The sequence below is a fragment of the Streptomyces sp. NPDC043726 genome (assembly GCF_056436565.1).
Window position 1 is genome coordinate 284,027 of record NZ_JBWKCI010000005.1, and the last position, 13,060, is coordinate 297,086.

A 13,060-nucleotide genomic window follows, 5' to 3' on the forward strand; every position below is an offset into this window, starting at 1 on the left:
TGGAACACCCTGAGTCCGGTCCCCGAGTGCACTCACGATCAATGCTTGCCCATCCGTCCCACCCGTGCCAGCGGAGGATTTCTGCCCCGTCCGTATCGGATGGGCGGCACCCCGCAGTCAATCGCCGAGCGCCGAAATGGCGCGACGCAGCGCGTCGAAGGCGGGCTTCGCGCTGCCGTCCGCGCGGCGCAGACCGAAGAAGTTCTCCCTCGAGGCCGGGTCGGTGCCTTGGTCGCGATCGGTGTACCAGATCAGCGCTCCCACCCGCGGGGTCTCGGCCGCAGAGGGCACCGCGTCCGCGGCGATGGCGGCCTGCTGCTTTTCGGTCACATGAGTCGTGGCCGGTTCGGGAACCCCTGCGCGTCCGTCCGAGGCGTTGCCCGGGCCGTTGGTCGGGGCACCGAATTCGGTGATCCACACGGGCAGCCGGGGGGTGCCGTGCGCGGACAGGGTGCCGCGCAGGCTGTCGTGGGAACCGTCGATGTCCTGCCAGGCAGTGGCGGGGAACGACGAAGCGCTCGCGAGGTGCGGGTATGTGTAGGGGTGGTAGCCGACGGCGTCGACGAGCCGGTTGCCGCCCCGTGCCGACACGGCCGCGAGGAAGTCCGTCGGTGACATGTCCTCATTCACCGTGTTCGCCGTGGCGAGCCCGCCGAGGATGATGTGGGCCGACGGGTCCGCCCGCCGCAGTGCCTGGCTCGTCACTCGCAGGAGCGTGGTGTAGGTGGCCGCGTCGGGTGCGGGTCGCCAGAAGGTCCGGATGTTGGGTTCGTTCCAGATCTCCCAGGTGCGGACGCCGTCCGGCGCGTATCGGGTGGCGGCCCGACCGGCGAAGGCGGCGAACGCCTCGGGGTCGGCCGGTGCGCAGTTGTCGCCGGCGCAGCCGGCGGTCCGCGCCCATCGCGGTGTGTAGGCGAGCACGGGCAGGACCGACAGGCCGCGTTCGGAGGCGGCGGTGACCACACGGTCGAACAGGTGCCACCGGTAGCGGCTCGGCCCCTCCGGCTGGATGTCCGCCCAGGACAGGTCGGCCCGCACCCATCGGACGCCCACCGTAACGGCGTCGTCGAGGGCGTCGGCGAGTTCCTCGTCGGACATTGAGACGAGGCGGTTGCCGTAGGCGATCCCGAAGGACGGCTGCGCTGGGGCCGCGGGCGGCCGCGGCTCGTCGGATGCGCAGCCGGTGGCCAGCAGTGCCCAGACCACCAGGACGACCAGCGCCGTCCGAGTGGCCGGACGAGGGATCCGGCGTGCGTGGACCGCCACCTGATCCAGCCTAGGGCGGCTGTTGACGCTGCGCACTGTCGGCCGCATCGTTGTACGTGTACGCCGTAAATTCACGCTCGGAGCCCGACATGACCGCGCGAGAGTGGCCGCAGTGGGAGAGCAGGTCGCCCGCGCGCAGGCGCCACGTCCTGCGCACCCTTCTCGTGCTCGGCCTCGCCACCGTGCTGGCGCTGGCCGGTCTGGCCGCCGGGGCGGTGTGGTGGGGCACCGATCACTACGGCGACCAGGTCACCCGCATCCCTGACGCCTTCCCCACCGGACCTCGCCCGCCGAAGCCCGCGGAGCACGACGGCGGTACGACCTTCCTGCTCGCCGGTGTCGACAGCCGTTCGAAGGAGCCGACCACGGGCAGTGACGCGAGGGCGCGCATCTGGACGTACGGCGCCCAGCGCAGCGACACGCTGATGCTGGTGCATCTCAGTGGCGACGAGCGTGCCGTGCACTTGATGTCCCTCCCGAGGGACAGCTGGGTGCCCATCCCCGGGCATGGCTCGGCGAAGATCAACGCCGCGTTCTCCTGGGGCGGCCCGCCCCTCATGGTCCAGACGGTGGAGCAGCTCGTCGGAACCCGCGTCGACCACTTCGGCGTCATCGACTGGCACGGCTTCCGGGCGCTCACCGATGCCGTCGGCGGCGTGTCGGTCACCGTGCCCGCGGACTCCTACGACCCGGTGCGGCAACGGCACTTCACGGCCGGAACCCAGGTGATGCACGGCGAGGAGGCGCTCGCGTACGTCGGCCAGCGCAAGGGGCTGCCCGGCGGCGAGCTGGACCGGATCGAACGCCAGCAGCAGTTCCTGCGCGCCCTGATCGAGGAGATACGCGGCGAGGTCGGCCTCACCGACCCGCTCGGCACCGCCGACATGCTGGACGCCATCACCCGCACGGTGAGCGTCGACGACCGGATGTCCAACAGCGACCTGCGCGACCTGGTGTTCGGGCTGCGCCGCGTGGAGGCGTCCGACGCCCGGTTCGGCACGGCACCGATCGTCCGGTCGCAGATGATCCGCGGGCAGTACGCCCTGATCCTGGACCGGGCGGAGCTGCGCGAGCGGTGGCATGCGGTGGAAACGGGTCGGGCCGGCTGACGGGCCTCGGGTGTCGGCGCGGTTTGACCTGGAGAGTCCTTGGGTCGAATATGTATATATACGCCGTAAATATACGACTTCGGTGATCGGTGATGCGGATACGGATGGCACCGCAGGTGGCGCCGACGGTGGAGCTGCCGCCCCCGTCGGCGCCGGCCCCCTACAGTGCCGCGGCGAACGGCCGACGATCATGAGCGCCCCGATCGAGGAGTACGCCCTCCTGAGCGATCAGGAGACCGCTGCCATGGTCGGCCGGGACGGCTCCGTCGACTGGCTGTGCCTGCCCCGCTTCGACTCGCCCGCCTGTTTCGCCGCCCTGCTCGGTACCCGGGAGCACGGTTTCTGGCGGCTCGCTCCGCTCGGTCGCGGTCCCTGTACGAGGAGGGCCTACCGGCGTGACACGCTCGTCCTGGACACGTACTGGGAGACCGCCACCGGAACCGTACGCGTCACCGACTTCATGCCCCCGCGCGCCCAACTTCCCTGCCTGGTCCGGATGGTGGAGGGACTGTCCGGTGAGGTGACTCTCCGCAGCGAGCTGAGGCTGCGGTTCCACCAGGGCCGTGTGGTGCCCTGGGCGCGGACCGACGGCGACGGCACGGTGGCGGTCGCCGGACCCGACGCGGTGTGGGTGAGCGCCGACGGACCGGTGAGGGAACTCGGCGAGGCGTCGGCCGAGTTCACCCTCACGGCCGGGCGCCGGCTGGCGCTGACCCTGGTGTGGGCGCCCTCGCACCTGCCCGGCCCGCCCGCGCCGCTCGCGGTCCCGGCGGAGACCGCGCTGAAGGAGACCGTCGACCACTGGCGGCGCTGGACCGGCCGCTGCCGCTACGACGGACCCTGGCGGGACGCCGTCGTCCGCTCCCTCATCACCCTCAAGGCGCTCACTTACGCTCCCACCGGCGGCATCGTCGCCGCCCCCACCACCTCGCTGCCCGGCTGCCTCGGCGGCGAACGCAACTGGGACCAGCGCTACTGCTGGCTGCGCGACTCCACCCTGGCCCTGTCCTGTCTGCTGCGCTGCGGCTACCACGACGAGGCGACGGCCTGGGTGGACTGGCTGGTGCGGGCCATCGCGGGCGACCCGGCCGACCTCCAGACGGTGTACGGCGTCGGCGGTCAGCGCCTGCTGCCGGAGACCGAGGCGCCCTGGCTGCCCGGCTACGAGGGCTCCCGTCCGGTGCGGTTCGGCAACTCCGCGGTCGGTCAGTTCCAGCTCGACGTCTACGGCGAGGTTCTCGACGCGCTCTGCCTGTCCCTGCTCGCCGGGATTCCCATGCCCGCCCATGTGTGGAACCTGGTCGAGGCGATGATGGGCTTCCTGCTGCGGCACTGGCGTGAACCGGACCGTGGTCTGTGGCAGGTACGCGGACCGCGCCGCCAGTTCGTGCACTCCAAGGTCATGACCTGGGTGGCCGCCGACCGCGCCCTGCGCATGGGCGAGCTCCTCGGCCGCAACGGCTCCTCCGGCCGCTGGCGGGCCATGCGCGACGAGGTCCGCCGCCAGGTCTGCCGCGAGGGCTGGGACCCGGCGCAGCACTCCTTCGTCCAGGCGTACGGCTCACCGGCCCTGGACGCCTCGGCCCTGCTGCTGCCGAAGGTGGGCTTCCTGCCCGCCGCGGATCCCCGGGTGCGCGGGACCGTCCGCGCGATGCGCGGGCTGGACGAGGGCGGGTTCCTGCGTCGCTACGCCGACGGCGGCCCCGGCGTGCACGAGGTGGACGGACTGCGCGGCCGCGAGGGGGCGTTCGTGCCCTGCTCCCTGTGGTACGCCGACGCTCTGGCCGCAACCGGACGCGCCGCCGAGGCCCGGGAGGCATTCGAGCGGGTGCTCGCCGTCCGCAATGACGTGGGGCTCCTGTCCGAGCAGTGGGATCCGCGGGCGGGCCGCCAACTGGGCAACGCCCCGCAGGCCTTCAGCCACCTCGCCCTCGCCGAGACCGCGTTCGCGCTCGCCGGAGCCGGAGCCCTCCACGCAAACGGAAACGGCGCCAGCGTCGGCTCACGCGGGCCCGCTACGACTCCAGCCGCCGCGCGGACCCCGCGTACCCCAGCGGGTTGAGCTGCTGGAAGCGCCAGCTGTCGCGGCACATGTCGGCGAGGTCCCGGGTGGGCCGCCAGCCCCAGGCCCGGTCCACCGCGCTCGCGTCGGCGACCAGCTCGGCAACGTCGCCGGGACGGCGCGGCGCCACCACGTACGGCAACGGCCTGCCGCACACCCGGGAGAACGCGGCGACCACGTCGAGAACCGAACTGCCCAAGCCCTGGCCGAGGTTGAAGACATGCATGCCCGGACCGTCGGTGAAGTGGTCGAGCGCCAGGCGGTGTGCCTCGACGGTGTCCATCACATGCAGATAGTCACGGACCGCCGTGCCGTCCGCGGTCGGGTAGTCGCCCCCGAAGACCTCCAGGCGCGGGTGCAGTCCGACCGCCACCTGCGCCAGATACGGCATGAGGTTGTCGGGCGTGCCCCGCGGGTCCTCGCCGAGCAGTCCGCTCGGGTGGGCGCCGGCCGGGTTGAAGTAGCGCAGGCACAGCACGGTGTACTCGGGACAGCGGCGGCACACGTCGGCGAGGAGCTGTTCGCAGGCCCACTTGGAGGCCGCGTAGGGATGGACGGGCCGCGGGGCAGTGGTCTCGGCGATCGGCCCCGCGCCGCCCTCGCCGTAGACCGAGCAGGTCGAGGAGTACACCAGTTGGCGCACCCCGTGCGTGTGCATGGCCCCGAGCAGGGCCGTGGTGCCGCCGACGTTGACGTCGTAGTACGCGACCGGGGCCCGCAAGGACTCGGTGACCGACTTCAGCCCCGCCAGGTGCAGCACCGCGTCCACGGTGTGCCGGTCGAAGACGGCCGACAGGGCGTGCCGGTCGCGGATGTCGAGGTCGTACACGGCGCCGACGAAGCGGCCCGCGATGCGTTCGACGCGCGCGAAGACCTGTGGGGAGCTGTTGCTGTAGTCGTCGACCACGATCACCTCGTAACCGTGGTCGAGCAGCTCCACGCAGGCGTGGCTGCCGATGAACCCGCCCCCGCCGGTGACGAGGACAGTGGACGGTGCGCTCATGGCCCGGCTCCGCTCCTCGTGCCGACCGGACAGCGTATGTTTACGACGTATATGTCCGACTCTGCTCCCCCTGCGGTCCGGAGTCAACCGCTCGGCCACCGGGCCGTGCCCTCAGGCCCGGACCAGCAACCGAAAGTCGAAGGCGTAACGGGATGCCCGGTAGATGTGGGTGCCGTACTCCACCGCGCGGCCCGTGTCGTCGTACGCCGTGCGTGTCATCGTCAGCAGCGCCGCGCCCTCCTTCTCGTGCAGCCGGGCCGCCTCCTCCGCGGTGGCGCCGCGGGCGCCCACGGTCTGGCGGGCGCTGTGCAGGGTGACCCCGGCAGTGCGCATCATCCGGTACAGGCCGGTGGCCTCCAGCCGGGCGGTGCCGAGTTCCAGCAGGCCGGTGGGCAGGTAGTTGCACAGCAGGGCCACCGGCCGGCCGTGGGTGTTGCGCAGTCGCTCGAGGAGCGTCACCTCGTCGCCCTCCGCGAGGCCCAGGGCGGCCGCGACGTCCGCCGTGGCGGGGACGGTCTCGTTGCGCAGGACCTGCGTGGTGGGGCCCTGTCCGGCCGCCTCCAGATCGTCGTAGAGGCTGCTCAGTTCCAGCGGGCGCTTGACCTGGCTGTGCACCACCTGGGTGCCGACCCCGCGCCGCCGGACCAGCAGCCCCTTGTCGACGAGGGACTGGATGGCCTGGCGGACCGTCGGCCGGGACAGGCCGAGCCGGGTGGACAGGTCGATCTCGTTGCCGAGGAGGTTGCCCGGGGCGAGGGTCCCGTGCTCGATCGCCGCCTCCAGTTGCTGGGCGAGTTGGTGGTACAGCGGTACCGGGCTGTTCCGTTCCAGGGCGAAGTGCAGGGCGTCGAGCGCGGGGGCGCTCTGGGCGCGGGTTTTCGCCATGGACGTACCTGCCTTTCGTGGGGATACGGCCGACCGCGGCGGGTAGAGATCGACTCCGCCGCCTCTCAGGTGTAGGCCTCGCGGCCCCGACTGTCAATGATTTGTACTTACATTCGGACCTGCTTGTGAAATGATGTCTTAACAAAGTATTGACAGCGGGCTGTTCAGGGGATTGGATCCGGGACCAACGCACCAGCCGCGTTTCTTCCCCGTCGTTCCCCCGTCGCACAGTGAGGTGCAGGAAAGATGGACCGCTCTTCGCACTCCCGCTCCCGCAGAATGGCACCCCTCGTGGCCCTGGCCGCCGCGGCCGCCCTGACCCTCGCGGGCTGCTCCAGCAGCTCCGGCGGCAAGGATGCCGAGGAAAGCGCGGAAGGAGCCGCCGCGGGCAAGGCGAACACCCCGCGCATGACGGTCGCCCTGGTCACCCACCAGTCGCCGGGCGACACCTTCTGGGACATCGTCCGCAAGGGCGCCGAGGCCGCCGCCGCCAAGGACAACATCAAGCTCATCTACTCGAACGACCCCAGCGCCGGCGTCCAGGCCAACCTGGTGCAGAACGCCATCGACCAGAAGGTCGACGGCATCGCCGTCACCCTCGCCAAGCCGGACGCCCTGAAGGACGTCATAGCCAAGGCCGAGGCGGCGAACATACCCGTCGTCGGCCTCAACTCCGGTGTGAGCGAGTGGCAGAAGCTCGGCCTGATGGAGTTCTTCGGGCAGGACGAGACGGTCGCGGGCGAGGCGCTCGGCAAGCGGCTGAACGAGGCCGGCGCCAAGAAGGCGGTCTGCGTCATCCAGGAGCAGGGCAACATCGGCCTCACCCAGCGCTGCGACGGCGTGAAGAAGACCTTCTCCGGCTCGGTCGAGACGCTCAACGTCAACGGCACCGACATGCCGTCCGTGAAGTCGACCATCACCGCCAAGCTCGCCGAGGACAAGGCGATCGACTACGTCGTCACCCTCGGCGCCCCCTTCGCGCTGACCGCCGCGCAGTCCGTCGAGGAGTCCGGCAGCAAGGCCAAGATCGCCACCTTCGACCTCAACAAGGACCTGACCGGAGCCATCAGCGAGGGCACCATCGAGTTCGCCGTCGACCAGCAGCCCTACCTCCAGGGCTACCTGGCCATCGACTCGCTGTGGCTCTACAAGAACAACGGCAACTACATGGGCGGCGGAGAGCAGCCGGTGCTGACCGGACCGGCGTTCGTCGACAAGTCCAACGTCGAGGCGGTCGCCGGATTCGCCTCGAAGGGCACCCGGTGATGAGCGTGACCCGGCATGCCGACCCGGCGGTGACCACACCGCCGGTCCCCGGCCCCAAGGAGTCCGACGGGCGGACCGCGCAGCGCCCCTTGGCGCTGCGGCTGCTCGCCCGGCCCGAAGTGGGCGTCTTCCTGGGCGCGGTCGCGGTGTTGGTGTTCTTCCTGATCGCGGCGCCGCCGGTGCGCGACGGCAGTTCGATGGCCAACATCCTCTACCAGTCGTCGACCATCGGCATCATGGCGCTGCCCGTGGCCCTGCTGATGATCGGCGGCGAGTTCGACCTGTCGTCCGGCGTCGCGGTGATCACCTCGGCGCTCACCGCCAGCATGATCAGCTACCAACTGACCATGAACGTCTGGGTCGGTGTGATCGTCGCGCTCGTCGTCTCGCTCGCGGTCGGCCTGTTCAACGGCTGGATGCTGGTGAAGACCGGACTGCCCAGCTTCCTGGTCACGCTCGGCACCTTCCTGATCCTCCAGGGCGCCAACCTGGCCATCACCAAGCTGGTCACCGGCAACGTCGCCACCGACGACATCAGCGACATGGACGGCTTCGACCAGGCCAAGGCCGTCTTCGCCTCCTCGTTCGACGTCGGCGGCGTCCAGGTGAAGATCACCATCGTCTGGTGGCTGGTCTTCGCCGCCCTGGCCACCTGGGTGCTGCTGCGCACCAAGTACGGCAACTGGGTCTTCGCGGTCGGCGGCAACAAGGAGTCCGCCCGGGCCGTCGGCGTGCCGGTCACCTTCACCAAGATCTCGCTGTTCATGCTGGTCGGCTTCGGCGCCTGGTTCGTCGGCATGCACCAGCTGTTCTCCTTCAACACCGTGCAGTCCGGCGAGGGCGTCGGCCAGGAGCTGATCTACATCGCCGCGGCCGTCATCGGCGGCTGTCTGCTCACCGGCGGCTACGGCTCGGCGATCGGCCCGGTCTTCGGCGCGTTCATGTTCGGCATGGTCCAGCAGGGCATCGTGTACGCCGGCTGGAACCCCGACTGGTTCAAGGCGTTCCTGGGCGTGATGCTCCTCGGCGCCACGCTCATCAATCTGTGGGTCCGCCGGACGGCGACCCGGAGGTGACCGCAATGACGACCCCGCACGGAGCCACGCTCAAGGACACGGGCCCCGAGGAGGACCGGCCGATCGTCGAACTGCGCGGCGCCGGAAAGTCCTACGGCAACATCCGCGCCCTGCACGGCGTGGGCCTCGCCGTCCACCCCGGCAAGGTGACTTGTGTGCTCGGCGACAACGGCGCCGGCAAGTCCACCCTCATCAAGATCGTCTCCGGGCTCCACCAGCACACCGAGGGCGAGTTCCTCGTCGACGGCGAACCGGTCCGCTTCACCACCCCGCGCGAGGCCCTGGACCGCGGCATCGCCACCGTCTACCAGGACCTGGCGACCGTCCCGCTGATGCCGGTCTGGCGCAATTTCTTCCTCGGCTCCGAGATGACCAAGGGCCCCTGGCCGGTCCGCCGGCTCGACATCGACCGCATGAAGCGGACCGCGGACGAGGAACTGCGCAACATGGGCATCGTCCTCGACGACCTGGAACAGCCCATCGGCACCCTCTCCGGCGGCCAGCGCCAGTGCGTGGCCATCGCCCGCGCCGTCTACTTCGGCGCCCGCGTCCTGATCCTGGACGAGCCCACCGCCGCCCTCGGCGTGAAGCAGTCCGGCGTGGTCCTGAAGTACATCGCCGCCGCCCGCGACCGCGGCCTCGGCGTCATCTTCATCACCCACAATCCCCACCACGCCTATATGGTCGGCGACCACTTCAGCGTGCTGCGGCTCGGCACCCTGGAGCTGTCCGCGTCGCGTGATCAGGTCAGTCTGGAAGAACTCACCAACCACATGGCGGGCGGCGCCGAACTCGCCGCCCTCAAGCACGAACTGTCGCAGGTGCGCGGCGTCGACGTGGAGGAGCTCCCCGAGGCGGGGGACCTGACCGCGCCGGTCGCCACGACCGACGAAGGAAAGGCGTGAACATGACGGCTCTGGACCGCATCAGGGTCGGCTCGGCCCCGGACTCCTGGGGCGTGTGGTTCCCCGACGACCCCCACCAGGTGCCCTGGGACCGCTTCCTGGACGAGGTCGCCGAGGCCGGTTACGAGTGGATCGAACTCGGCCCGTACGGCTACCTCCCCAGCGACCCGGCCCGGCTCACCGACGAAGTGGCCCGGCGAGGTCTGAAGGTGTCCGCCGGCACGGTCTTCACCGGCCTGCACCGCGGCCCGTCCGTCTGGGAGTCCACCTGGGAGCACGTCAGCCAGGTCGCCGCCCTCACCCAGGCGATGGGCGCGCGGCACCTCGTCGTCATCCCCTCCTTCTGGCGCGACGACAAGACCGCCGAGATCCTGGAGTCCCCGGAGCTCACCGGTGAGCAGTGGGCCCACCTCACCAAGGGCATGGAACGGCTCGGCCACGAGGTCAAGGAGGCCTACGGCCTCGACATCGTCGTCCACCCGCACGCCGACACCCACATCGACACCGAGGACCACGTGGAGCGGTTCCTCGACTCCACCGACTCCGAACTGGTCAACCTCTGCCTGGACACCGGGCACTACGCCTACTGCGGCGGGGACAGCGTCAAGCTGATCGAGACCTACGGCGAGCGCATCGGCTATCTGCACCTCAAGCAGGTCGACCCGGAGATCCTCGCGGACGTCGTGCGGCACGAGATCCCCTTCGGCCCCGCCGTCCAGCGCGGGGTGATGTGCGAACCGCCCTCCGGCGTCCCGGAACTGGAGCCGGTCCTGGTCGCCGCACAGCGGCTCGGGGTCGAGCTGTTCGCCATCGTCGAGCAGGACATGTACCCCTGCGAGCCGGACAAGCCGCTGCCGATCGCGGTGCGCACCCGTAAGTTCCTGCGGTCCTGCGGAGCCTGAGAGGACATCCATGGCCACACCCCTGGGCATCGCCGTGATCGGCACCGGACGCATGGGCGCCGACCACGTCCGCCGGATCCAGGAGGTCGTCAGCGGGGCGCGGGTCACGGCCGTGGTGGACGTCGACGCGGAGCGGGCCAAGGCCGTGGCCGCCCGCGTCGACGGCTGCGCCGTCCACACCGATCCGGCCGCCGCGATGGCCTCGGCCGACGTCGACGCCGTCCTCGTCGCCTCCCCGGGCCCGGCCCACGAGGCGGCCCTGCGCACCGCCTTCGCGCACGACCTCCCGGTGCTGTGCGAGAAGCCCCTCACCCCCGACGCCGCCTCCGCGCTGCGCCTCGTCGAGGCCGAGACCGCCCTCGGCCGGCGCCGCGTCCAGGTCGGCTTCATGCGCCGCTACGACCCCGAGTACACGCGTCTGAAGGCGCTGCTGGAGACCGGGCGACTGGGCCGCCCGCTGATGCTCCACAACCGGCACCGCAACGTGGCGAGCGCGCCCTTCTTCACCTCCGAGATGCTCATCACCGACTCCGTGGCCCATGAGGTGGACGTGACCCGCTGGCTGCTCGGCCACGAGATCACGGCGGTCACCGTCCTGCGCCCCGCGACCTCCGCCGACGCCCCCGAGGGCCTGATCGACCCGCAGTTCGTCGTCCTGGAGACCGCCGGCGGCGCCCTGTCGGACGTGGAGATCTTCGTCAACTGCGGATTCGGCTACCAGGTGCAGGCCGAGGTGGTCGGCGAACGCGGCACCGCGCGCGTGGGTGACGACCACGCCCTGGTCACCACCATGGCGGGCCGCTGGGGCGGCAGCATCGCCCAGGACTGGACGGAGCGGTTCGCGGACGCCTACGACCGGGAGGTCCAGGCCTGGGTCGACGCCACCCGGCGCGGCGAGGTGACCGGACCGAGCGTCTGGGACGGCTACGCGGCGGCCGCCGTCTGCGAGGCGGGGGTGCGGTCGCTGCGCGAGGGCGGCCGGGTGGAAGTTGAGCTGGTCGAGCGACCGTCGCTCTACGGCTGAGCGCCCGACAGGCCGTTGTCAGTGCCGGGCGTTAGCGTGCACAGCACTGACCGTTCCCGTCCAGGGAGGCTTTGATGGCTTCGCGACTCAACCCCTACCTCACCTTCGCGGGCGACGCCCGCCAGGCCATGGAGTTCTACAAGGAGGTCTTCGGCGGCACCCTCAACCTCAACTCCTACGGCGACTTCGGGCAGAAGGACTCGCCGATGGCCGACAAGATCATGCACGGCATGCTGGAGACCCCGAGCGGCTTCACCCTGATGGGCGCCGACAACCCGGAGGGGACCGAGAAGCACGCCGAGAACAACTTCTCGGTCAGCCTCAGCGGCGACGACGAGGCCGAGCTGCGCGGCTACTGGGAGAAGCTCTCCGAAGGCGGTCATGTCGCCGTGACGCTGGAGAAGCAGATGTGGGGCGACGTCTTCGGCATGTGCACCGACCGGTTCGGGGTGCCGTGGATGGTCAACATCAGCGGGCAGGCGGGCTGATCACGGCGAGCCGCGCGCGGCCGGGAGCGCACCCCGGCCGCGCGGACCCGGCTCACGCAGGCTTTACCTCCGCGATCGTGACGGGCCGGTGCTCGTGCAGCGACCGGGTGCACGCGTCGGCGATCCAGCCCGCCTCCAGGGCGTCCGCGACCGTGCACGGGGAGGTCCGGGTGCCGGCCACCACCTCGGTGAACGCGGTGAGTTCGGCGCGGTAGGCCGCCGCGAAGCGGTCCATGAAGAAGTCGTGCGGGGTACCGGCCGGGAAGGTCACCCCCGGCTCGACCGAGCGCAGCGGCAGCTTGTCCTCCAGGCCGACGGCGATGGAGTCGGCGAAGCCGTGGAGCTCCATGCGGACGTCGTGCCCCCGGGCGTTGTGCCGGGAGTTGGAGACCACCGCGATCGTCCCGTCGTCGAGGGTCAGGACCGCGCCGGTGGTGTCGGCGTCCCCGGCCTCCTTGATGTAGTCGGCGCCCCGGTTGCCGCCGACGGCGTACACCTCGGTCACCTCGCGCCCGGTCACCCAGCGGATGATGTCGAAGTCGTGCACCGAGCAGTCCCGGAAGATGCCGCCGGAGGCGGCGATGTACGCGGCGGGCGGCGGGGCCGGGTCCAGCGTGGTCGACCGTACGGTGTGCAGCTTGCCCAGCTCACCGGCCTGCACGGCGGCCCGGGCGGCGACGAAACCGGCGTCGAAGCGGCGGTTGTAGCCGATCTGGATCGGCACGCCGGTGCCCTCGACGGCCTTGAGGACCCGGACGCCCTCACTCATGGTCCGGGCCACGGGCTTCTCACAGAAGACCGGGACGCCCGCCTCGACCCCGGCGAGGATCAGCGCGGGATGGGCGTCCGTGGCCGCGGCGACGACGATGCCGTCCACCCCGGCGGCCAGCAGGGCCTCGGGCGAGTCCACGACCTCGCCGCCGAACCGCTCGGCGGCACTCTTGGCGGCGTCCGCGAACGGGTCGGTGAGGACGAGGGAGTCGACGGCGTCGAGTCCGGAGAGGGTCTCGGCGTGGAAGGCGCCGATGCGGCCGAGGCCGAGGATTCCGATGCGCATGAGGGTGCAGCTCCTTG

General features: G+C 70.9%; 12 protein-coding genes. 8 read left to right on the plus strand and 4 right to left on the minus strand.

What is annotated here, in order from left to right:
* Positions 1 to 117: 117 nt before the first annotated feature.
* Positions 118 to 1,266, minus strand: a complete 1,149-nt coding sequence (locus tag AC068Z_RS16890) for a cellulase family glycosylhydrolase (RefSeq protein WP_478555844.1) — start codon at positions 1,264 to 1,266, stop codon at positions 118 to 120.
* Positions 1,267 to 1,355: 89 nt separating this feature from the next.
* On the opposite strand from AC068Z_RS16890, the gene AC068Z_RS16895 reads away from it, so the two are divergent.
* Both AC068Z_RS16895 and AC068Z_RS16900 read left to right on the plus strand, forming a co-directional pair.
* Positions 1,356 to 2,375 (plus strand): LCP family protein, encoded by a 1,020-nt coding sequence (locus tag AC068Z_RS16895; RefSeq protein WP_478555846.1) that lies wholly within the window; start codon positions 1,356 to 1,358, stop codon positions 2,373 to 2,375.
* A gap of 190 nt (positions 2,376 to 2,565) precedes the next feature.
* Positions 2,566 to 4,437, plus strand: coding sequence for a glycoside hydrolase family 15 protein (locus tag AC068Z_RS16900; protein WP_478555848.1), 1,872 nt, complete (start codon positions 2,566 to 2,568; stop codon positions 4,435 to 4,437).
* Here the strand turns inward: AC068Z_RS16900 and galE are convergent.
* Positions 4,391 to 5,440, minus strand: coding sequence for a UDP-glucose 4-epimerase GalE (galE, locus tag AC068Z_RS16905; RefSeq protein WP_478555850.1), 1,050 nt, complete (start codon positions 5,438 to 5,440; stop codon positions 4,391 to 4,393). The two genes, AC068Z_RS16900 and galE, sit on opposite strands and share 47 nt — an antisense overlap.
* A gap of 111 nt (positions 5,441 to 5,551) precedes the next feature.
* Positions 5,552 to 6,325 carry a GntR family transcriptional regulator gene (locus AC068Z_RS16910; protein WP_478555852.1) on the minus strand — a complete coding sequence of 258 codons (774 nt, stop codon included), beginning with the start codon at positions 6,323 to 6,325 and terminating at the stop codon, positions 5,552 to 5,554.
* Between the two features lie 246 nt (positions 6,326 to 6,571).
* Between AC068Z_RS16910 and AC068Z_RS16915 the strand changes: the two genes are divergently transcribed.
* The 6 genes from AC068Z_RS16915 to AC068Z_RS16940 all read left to right on the plus strand — a co-directional run bounded on the left by AC068Z_RS16915 (position 6,572) and on the right by AC068Z_RS16940 (position 11,986).
* Positions 6,572 to 7,591: a sugar ABC transporter substrate-binding protein gene (locus AC068Z_RS16915; RefSeq protein ID WP_478555854.1), complete on the plus strand. Its 1,020-nt coding sequence runs from the start codon at positions 6,572 to 6,574 to the stop codon at positions 7,589 to 7,591.
* The gene (locus AC068Z_RS16920) at positions 7,591 to 8,667 is read left to right on the plus strand and encodes an ABC transporter permease (RefSeq protein WP_478555856.1); all 1,077 of its coding nucleotides are present in this window, start codon (positions 7,591 to 7,593) and stop codon (positions 8,665 to 8,667) included. Before AC068Z_RS16915 ends, AC068Z_RS16920 begins: the two co-directional genes overlap by 1 nt.
* A gap of 5 nt (positions 8,668 to 8,672) precedes the next feature.
* Positions 8,673 to 9,572 (plus strand): ATP-binding cassette domain-containing protein, encoded by a 900-nt coding sequence (locus AC068Z_RS16925; RefSeq protein ID WP_478555858.1) that lies wholly within the window; start codon positions 8,673 to 8,675, stop codon positions 9,570 to 9,572.
* A gap of 2 nt (positions 9,573 to 9,574) precedes the next feature.
* Positions 9,575 to 10,474, plus strand: a complete 900-nt coding sequence (locus tag AC068Z_RS16930; protein ID WP_478555860.1) for a sugar phosphate isomerase/epimerase family protein — start codon at positions 9,575 to 9,577, stop codon at positions 10,472 to 10,474.
* A 10-nt stretch (positions 10,475 to 10,484) separates the two neighbouring features.
* Positions 10,485 to 11,498, plus strand: a complete 1,014-nt coding sequence (locus AC068Z_RS16935; RefSeq protein ID WP_478555862.1) for a Gfo/Idh/MocA family protein — start codon at positions 10,485 to 10,487, stop codon at positions 11,496 to 11,498.
* 74 nt (positions 11,499 to 11,572) lie between these two features.
* Positions 11,573 to 11,986 carry a VOC family protein gene (locus AC068Z_RS16940; protein ID WP_478555864.1) on the plus strand — a complete coding sequence of 138 codons (414 nt, stop codon included), beginning with the start codon at positions 11,573 to 11,575 and terminating at the stop codon, positions 11,984 to 11,986.
* Between the two features lie 52 nt (positions 11,987 to 12,038).
* Here the strand turns inward: AC068Z_RS16940 and AC068Z_RS16945 are convergent, their stop codons facing one another.
* Entirely contained in the window at positions 12,039 to 13,043 is a 1,005-nt protein-coding gene (locus AC068Z_RS16945) for a Gfo/Idh/MocA family protein (RefSeq protein WP_478555866.1), read from the minus strand.
* Positions 13,044 to 13,060: the final 17 nt, after the last annotated feature.